The 6,648-nt window shown below is 69.8% G+C and carries 4 protein-coding genes and 3 tRNA genes; 4 read left to right on the top strand and 3 right to left on the bottom strand.

All coding sequences use genetic code 11. The annotated features are described in order from the left end of the window. Positions 1–262: 262 nt before the first annotated feature. The 3 genes from ABZ070_RS34375 to ABZ070_RS34385 all read right to left on the bottom strand — a co-directional run bounded on the left by ABZ070_RS34375 (position 263) and on the right by ABZ070_RS34385 (position 696). Positions 263–336: transfer RNA gene (locus ABZ070_RS34375), tRNA-Ile, on the bottom strand. A gap of 209 nt (positions 337–545) precedes the next feature. Next, positions 546–618 (bottom strand) — tRNA-Asn (locus ABZ070_RS34380). Between the two features lie 5 nt (positions 619–623). Then, positions 624–696: transfer RNA gene (locus ABZ070_RS34385), tRNA-Asn, on the bottom strand. A 173-nt stretch (positions 697–869) separates the two neighbouring features. Between ABZ070_RS34385 and ABZ070_RS34390 the strand changes: the two genes are divergently transcribed. The 4 genes from ABZ070_RS34390 (at position 870) to ABZ070_RS34405 (ending at position 6,599) form a co-directional block, all read left to right on the top strand. After that, entirely contained in the window at positions 870–1,169 is a 300-nt protein-coding gene (locus ABZ070_RS34390) for a YtxH domain-containing protein (protein WP_356639771.1), read from the top strand. A gap of 125 nt (positions 1,170–1,294) precedes the next feature. Then, complete coding sequence (locus ABZ070_RS34395; protein ID WP_356639773.1) at positions 1,295–2,740, top strand: FGGY family carbohydrate kinase; 1,446 nt, start codon at positions 1,295–1,297, stop codon at positions 2,738–2,740. Between the two features lie 197 nt (positions 2,741–2,937). After that, positions 2,938–4,671 carry an ABC transporter ATP-binding protein gene (locus ABZ070_RS34400; RefSeq protein ID WP_356639775.1) on the top strand — a complete coding sequence of 578 codons (1,734 nt, stop codon included), beginning with the start codon at positions 2,938–2,940 and terminating at the stop codon, positions 4,669–4,671. Beyond that, positions 4,668–6,599, top strand: coding sequence for an ABC transporter ATP-binding protein (locus ABZ070_RS34405; protein ID WP_356639777.1), 1,932 nt, complete (start codon positions 4,668–4,670; stop codon positions 6,597–6,599). The genes ABZ070_RS34400 and ABZ070_RS34405 overlap by 4 nt, the downstream gene beginning before the upstream one ends. The last annotated feature ends 49 nt before the right edge of the window (positions 6,600–6,648 follow it).

The following is a 6,648-nucleotide window of genomic DNA, read 5'->3' on the forward strand; positions in this document are numbered from 1 at the left end:
ATCGTCGAGAACCGCGCCTGACGGGGCGGCGCCGGTGGGGGGGTCCCGCCGCACCGGCGGGACGCCCCCACCCGGATTGTCGCGCTCACGGAGGGGCTCACGGGAGCCGGCGGGAGTGCGCCGACTGGAGCGCACCGGCCGGCATTGGGCCAATAGAGGGGACGTGCCCAAAAGTGGGGCGCGGCGTCCCCTGTGCGTCCCCCGAGGGCGCTACCTTCGTCCGACAAGCCCGTCGAAACGGTTCTGCGTCACCGCTGTGCGGTGGGGCGGGTGGGACTCGAACCCACGGCCGACGGATTATGAGTCCGCTGCTCTAACCGGCTGAGCTACCGCCCCTTACGGCGCGTCGCGCACATTTGTGCGCGCCGTCTGCCGCAGCATAGCCGGTCATACGATCTCCTGCTCCGCATGGTCGGCAACGCTCAACCCTCAGGACTGCGCTGCCGCACGCGCGGTTCCGGATCTTGCCCGGAACACACCGAACGGGCTGCGAGCGGGACGAGCGGGCAATGAAAAAGGGCCCCGTAGGGCCCTTCTCCGATCTGCTCCCCCGGCTGGACTCGAACCAGCAACCCTCCGGTTAACAGCCGAATGCTCTGCCAATTGAGCTACAGGGGATCGCGCTCCCCCGACTGGACTCGAACCAGTAACCTGCCGGTTAACAGCCGGCTGCTCTGCCAATTGAGCTACAGGGGATTGCTGCGTGTGCACCGAACGTACCTACCCGGGGCGTCCCGGGGGGCGTGCGCTCGCTGCGACACATACATTAGCGCAAGCAGGGGGGTGCTCCGCCAATCGGTATGGCACCGGGTGATCACGGGCCCCGACGGGTAGGCGGGCAGCACCGACGCAACGGAAGGGTGTCACCCATGCGGTACAAGCTCACGTTCGTCGCCGGACTGGCCATCGGCTTCGTGCTCGGGACACGGGCCGGGCGCGAGCGCTACGAACAGCTCAAGAAGTCCGCGCGGCAGATCTCGCAGAACCCGGCGGTGCGCAACGTCGCCGAGTCCGCCGCTCACAACGGTCGCGAGGCGGCGGGCAAGGCCTTCCACGCGGTCAGCGACAAGGTCGGCGACCGCATGCCGGAGTCCGTGACGGAGCGGGTGCGGGCGCTCAAGGAGCGGGGCTCCGGCACCGAGGACGACTGGGGAACCTCGAACACCTGACCCGAACGGCCCGGCGCTCCGTCGCGCGGAGGTCCGGGCCCGGACGACGCGAGGAGTCGGTGACGTCACGCAGGCCACGGCCCGTGTGACGTCACCGACTGCTCGCGTACGGCAGAATTCCGGCCATGGGGATAGTCGCCGGGTTGGACAGTTCATCGGGGTTCACGCGCATCGTCGTCTGCGACGCGGACACGGGTGCCGTACTGCGCCAGGGGTACGCGCCGCACCCCGTCGAGCCCAAGGCCACCGAGGTCGATCCGCAGGCCTGGCTGCTCTCCCTCGGAGAGGCCGCCACCGGCGGCCTGCTCGAGGGAGTGCAGGCCATCGGCGTCTCTGCGCAGCAGGACGGCCTGATCACGCTGGACTCACAGGGCGGCATCGTGCGCCCCGCGCTGGTCGGCAACGACAAGCGCGCGCAGGTCGCCGCGGCCGATCTCATCGACGCGCTCGGCGGCCGGCAGGCCTGGGCCGAGGCCGTCGGTTCCGTGCCGCAGTCGTCGCAGCCCGTGGCGAAGCTGCGGTGGCTGGCGCGGACCGAGCCCGAGGCCGCGCAGCGTGTCGCCTTCGTCATGCAGGCGCACGACTGGCTGGTGTGGCAGCTGCTGGGGCGGCCGGCCCGCAGGACCACGGACCGCGGCGGGGCCTCCGGCACCGGCTACTGGTCGGCGGGCACGGGTGGCTACCGCCCGGACCTCGTCGAGCTCGCGCTCGGGCACCAGTGCGCGCTGCCCGATGTGCTCGGCCCCGCGGAGGCGGCGGGCACCACGCCCGAGGGGCTGCTGATCTCCGCGGGCACCGGCGAGACGATGGCGGCGGCCTTCGGTCTCGGGGTGGGCGTCGGCGACGCGGTCGTGTCGCTCGGCGCGTCCGGTTCGGTGATGGCCGTGCACCACGAGGCGCTGGCCGATCAGAGCGGAATGATCACTTCGTTCGCCGACGCCACCGGAATGCATCTGCCGGTCGTGCACACACTCAACGCCGTACGGGCGCTGCGCGGGACGGCCGAGCTGCTGGGGCTGGCCGATCTTCAGGAGCTCTCCGCTCTGGCGATGAAGTCGACGCCCGGTTCGTCCGGACTGGTGCTGCTGCCGTATCTGGAGGGCGAGCGGACACCGCAGCTGCCGCACACCGCCGGCACGCTGACCGGACTGCGGCGCGAGTCGATGAAGCCGGAGCACCTGGCACGGGCGTCCTTCGAGGGCATGCTCTGCTCGCTCGCGGACGCGATGGACGTGCTGCGCGGGCGCGGCGTCGAGGTGCGCCGGGTGTTTCTGCTGGGGGCGGCCGCGGAGCTGCCCGCCGTGCAGGCGCTCGCGCCGGCGATCTTCGGTGCGCAGGCCGTCGTGCCACAGCCGGCGGACTACGCGGCGCTCGGCGCGGCGCGTCAGGCCGCGTGGGCGCTGGGCGCCGCCCAGGGCACGCTGTCGCCGCAGGCGCCGCCGGCCTGGCAGGGTGCCGCGGCCCAGGTGCTCGAGCCGGGCGAGGAGCTGGCGGTCGGTCAGGCGGTGCGCCAGCAGTACGGAGCGACGCGGGACCAGATCCATCCGGGGGCGTTCTCCGCCGCACCGTGAGCAGTGGTCGCGCGGCGGCCCGGGCCGGCCACGACGGAGTCCCGGTCCGGTCTCGCCGGAGCCCCGGTCCGGCCGTCGGGAAGATGCGGTCATACAAGCTGTTCTTGACCCGGGCTTGGGGAGAACTCATGGGGTTTACCGACCGGGTGTCGGAAGATGGGGTGACCCCTGATCTTGCCGAGCCCGAGAGACAGCGCGTGCTGATACGACTGCTGCGGACCTATCTCAGTCCGTACAAGAGACCCCTCGCCTTCCTGGTGGCGCTGCAACTGCTGCAGACCAGCGCCACCCTCTACTTGCCCACCCTCAACGCCGACATCATTGACAACGGTGTCGTGAAGGGGGACTCGGGCTACATCCTGGCCGTCGGCGCCCTCATGATCGGCATCAGCGTCGTCCAGGTCCTCTGCAACATCGGGGCCGTCTTCTACGGAGCACGGACGGCGGCCGCGCTCGGCCGCGACGTCCGGGCCGATGTCTTCGGCCGGGTGCAGAGCTTCTCCGCCCGTGAGGTCGGCCACTTCGGGGCGCCGTCGCTCATCACCCGCACCACCAATGACGTCCAGCAGGTCCAGATGCTGGTGCTGATGGCGTTCACGCTGATGGTGTCGGCGCCGATCATGTGCGTCGGCGGCATCGTGATGGCGCTGGGCCAGGACGTGCCGCTCTCGGCGGTGCTGCTGGCGGTCGTCCCGGTCCTCGGCATCTGCGTCTCGCTGATCGTGAAGAAGATGCGGCCGCTGTTCCGCACCATGCAGGAACGGCTCGACACCGTGAACCGTGTACTGCGCGAGCAGATCACCGGCAACCGCGTGATCCGCGCCTTCGTGCGCGACGAGTACGAGAAGAAGCGCTTCCGCGGGGCCAACGAGGACCTGACCGATGTGTCGATGTCCACCGGCCGCCTGATGGCGCTGATGTTCCCGACGGTGATGACGGTCGTGAACATCTCCTCCGTCGCCGTCATCTGGTTCGGTGCACACCGCATCGACAGCGGCGCGATACAGATCGGTGCGCTGACGGCGTTCCTCGCGTATCTGATGCAGATCGTGATGGCCGTGATGATGGCCACCTTCATGTTCATGATGGTGCCGCGTGCCGAGGTGTGCGCCGAGCGCATCCAGGAGGTGCTGGACACCGATTCGAGCGTGGTGCCGCCGACCGCTCCCGTGCGAGAGCTGCGCGGCCGGGGCCGGCTGGAGGTGCGCGGTGTCGACTTCCGCTACCCGGGCGCCGAGGAGTCGGTGCTGCACGGAATCGACCTGGTGGCGCGCCCCGGCGAGACCACCGCGATCATCGGCTCGACGGGCAGCGGCAAGTCGACGCTGCTCGGGCTGGTGCCGCGGCTGTTCGACGTGACGGGGGGCGAGGTGCTCGTCAACGGTGTCGACGTGCGTGAGCTGGACCCGGCGCTGATGGCGAGGACCGTCGGGCTCGTGCCGCAGAAGCCGTACCTCTTCTCCGGGACGGTGGCGACCAACCTGCGCTACGGGAAGCCGGACGCGACCGACCAGGAGCTGTGGGCGGCGCTCGAAGTCGCCCAGGCGGCCGACTTCGTACGCGCTCTGGAGGGCGGGCTGAACGCACCCGTCGCCCAGGGCGGTACGAACGTCTCCGGGGGGCAGCGCCAGCGGCTCGCCATCGCGCGGACGCTGGTGCAGCGGCCGGAGATCTACCTGTTCGACGACTCCTTCTCCGCACTCGACTACGCGACGGACGCGGCGCTGCGCGGTGCGCTCGCCCGCGAGACCGCGGAGTCGACGGTGGTGATCGTCGCCCAGCGCGTGTCGACGATCCGCGACGCGGACCGGATCCTGGTTCTGGACGCGGGGCAGGTCGTGGGGGCGGGCAGCCATCACGAGCTGATGGAGAGCAATGAGACGTACCGAGAGATCGTGCTCTCGCAGCTGACGGAGGCTGAGGCCGCATGAGCGGGCCGGGTGGACGCATGATGACGGGGCCCGTCGAGCGGTCGATGGACTTCAAGGGCTCGGGCAAGCGGCTGCTGCGGCAGCTCGCGCCGGAACGGGCGACGCTGTGGGTGATGCTCGCGGCCGGCGTGCTGAGCGTCGCCTTCGCGGTGGTCGGACCGAAGATCCTCGGTGTGGCGACCGACCTGATCTTCGCGGGCGTCGTCGGCCGGCAGATACCGGAGGGCGCCTCGAAGGAGCAGGCCCTCGACGACATGCGGCGAAGCGGCGACGACGGCCTCGCGGACATGCTCGCCCGCGTGGACTTCACGCCGGGCGAAGGCATCGACTTCACCGCCGTGGGGAACGTCCTGCTCCTCGCGCTCGCGGTGTTCGTGGCGGCCGGGCTGACGATGCTCGTGGCGACGCGGCTGTCGATCAAGGTGATCAACCGGACCGTGTACCGCATGCGGGAGGACGTGCAGGCGAAGCTGTCGCGGCTGCCGCTGTCGTACTTCGACAAGGCCAAGCGCGGCGAGGTGCTCAGCCGGGCCACCAACGACATCGACAACATCTCGCAGACCTTGCAGCAGACGATGGGTCAGCTGATCAACTCGCTGCTCACGATCGTCGGCGTGCTGGCGATGATGTTCTGGATCTCCCCGCTGCTGGCCCTGGTCGCGCTGGTGACGGTGCCGCTGTCGGTGTTCGTCGCGGCGAAGGTCGGCAAGCGGTCGCAGCCACAGTTCGTGGCGCAGTGGAAGTCGACGGGCGCACTCAACGCGCACATCGAGGAGATGTACACCGGCCACTCGCTGGTGAAGGTCTTCGGGCGCCAGGAGGAGTCGGCGAAGGGGTTCGCGGAGCAGAACGACGCGCTGTACGAGGCCTCGTTCAAGGCGCAGTTCAACAGCGGAATGATGCAGCCGCTGATGTTCTTCATCTCCAACCTGAACTACGTCCTGGTGGCGGTGGTCGGCGGTCTGCGGGTCGCGTCGGGCTCCCTGTCCATCGGTGACGTGCAGGCCTTCATCCAGTACTCGCGGCAGTTCTCGATGCCGCTCACGCAGGTCGCGTCGATGGCGAACCTGGTGCAGTCGGGTGTCGCGTCGGCCGAGCGGATCTTCGAACTGCTGGACGCGGAGGAGCAGGAGGCGGACGCGCCGTCCGCCGAGCGGCCCGAGCGGTCGAAGCCGTCCCGTGGCAGGGTCTCGCTGGAGAACGTGGCCTTCCGCTACGAGCCGGACAAGCCGCTCATCGAGGACCTGTCGCTGAAGGTCGAGCCGGGACACACCGTCGCGATCGTCGGCCCGACCGGCGCGGGAAAGACCACGCTCGTCAATCTGCTGATGCGGTTCTACGAGGTGACCGGCGGACGGATCTCCCTCGACGGGGTCGACGTCGCCACGATGCCCCGGGAGGAACTGCGTTCGGGCATAGGGATGGTGCTGCAGGACACCTGGCTGTTCGGCGGCACGATCGCGGAGAACATCGCCTACGGCGCTTCGCGGGAGGTGACCCGCGAGGAGATCGAGGAGGCGGCACGGGCCGCGCACGCCGACCGGTTCATCCGTACGCTGCCCGACGGCTACGACACCGTGATCGACGACGACGGCTCGGGCGTCAGCGCCGGCGAGAAGCAACTCATCACCATCGCACGGGCGTTCCTGTCCGACCCGGTGATCCTGGTCCTGGACGAGGCGACGAGCTCGGTCGACACCCGTACGGAGGTGCTGATCCAGAAGGCGATGGCGCGGCTCGCGCACGGCCGGACCAGCTTCGTCATCGCCCACCGGCTCTCCACCATCCGGGACGCGGACGTGATCCTGGTGATGGAGGACGGCTCGATCGTCGAACAGGGCACGCACGAGGATCTGCTGGCGTCCGGCGGGGCGTACGCACGGCTGTACTCGGCGCAGTTCGCCCAGGCCGTGGTCGAAGTGGAGTGAGTCCTCCCATGCGGCCCGGCGTCACCAATACCCCCGGTCCGGTGTCACC

The organism is Streptomyces sp. NPDC006283, assembly GCF_040613325.1.
Taxonomy (GTDB): domain Bacteria; phylum Actinomycetota; class Actinomycetes; order Streptomycetales; family Streptomycetaceae; genus Streptomyces.

Excerpts from the sequence above, each read along its gene's own strand:
- ABZ070_RS34390 (WP_356639771.1), top strand. The coding sequence starts at position 870 with ATGCGGTACAAGCTCACGTTCGTCGCCGGACTGGCCATCGGCTTCGTG.
- ABZ070_RS34395 (WP_356639773.1), top strand. The coding sequence starts at position 1,295 with ATGGGGATAGTCGCCGGGTTGGACAGTTCATCGGGGTTCACGCGCATC.
- ABZ070_RS34405 (WP_356639777.1), top strand. The coding sequence starts at position 4,668 with ATGAGCGGGCCGGGTGGACGCATGATGACGGGGCCCGTCGAGCGGTCG.